The sequence below is a fragment of the Bartonella sp. AD328YNZD genome, from assembly GCF_042196425.1.
Genome location: NZ_JBHIQG010000650.1, coordinates 1 through 886 on the forward strand (window position 1 = coordinate 1; position 886 = coordinate 886).

1 protein-coding gene is annotated in these 886 nt (G+C 43.6%); it reads right to left on the bottom strand.

Annotation, left to right across the window (positions count from 1 at the left end):
• A partial coding sequence (locus tag ACFIO3_RS14250) for a phage tail protein (RefSeq protein ID WP_375704702.1) occupies nt 1-886 on the bottom strand: 886 nt, incomplete at both ends.

Genomic DNA, 886 nt, shown 5'->3' on the forward strand with positions numbered 1-886 from the left:
CAAACACAACACTCATATTAACCGGGCGTGTCTCATGTTCTCCAAAACTTGCTACTGAAACATCACGCATATGAATGTGTGTATGGGGAAAGGCGAGCTTATGATGAACCCGTATATCCTCTGCTCTCACGCCCAAACGTTCGGCGAGCTTCAACCTTTGCTGGTCATTAAGCATATATCCCCATATGATCGTCATATCACCATGCCAACTCTCCTCCTGATTTTCTGCATTAAAAATCGTAAAGGTTTGACCTCTATGATCATGCTTTCTCATAGCGTCATTTTGAAAAGTACCCAAATAACGAAAGCGGTCTATCTCGCGGTCATCATCAACACCACGCAAAAAAACGCCACGCAAATCGGGAACATGAAACTTGCTATAATCATCAATGCTCCCCCACCTGATCCCTATCGCTTCATAAAGAGCCCTATACTCACTGCGCAAATAAGCCTTTCCATCACATAACAACCAGCCTTTCGGTAAAACTTGCATCCCAAAAGCCCCTATTGTCCCTGGTGGACAAACAGGTATAACCGGTCCTTGCGGTAAAGAAACCGGCGTAGGGTTCAAAACCTGCCAACCAGTTCCATTATAAATCAAGCTATAAATGCATCCCTTTTGAAACTCCCCTCCCGATAAAGCACGAATGCCTAATTCTGTTGCCTTATAAACAGGTTGAGCGGCTAAAGCATTCAAAGCAATTGTGGTTACCCCAACATTCTTACCCTTCGCTTTAAAACAAAGCGCTATCCCATTCCTATACGCTAAAAATGCCGTTTGACTTTCAAGTCTTATCAACGTTGTCTGTTGTTCAGTATCAACCGTAAAAGTGCTTTCAATCACACCACTCGTATCCGATAAATATTCACGCACACGCTGCATCAT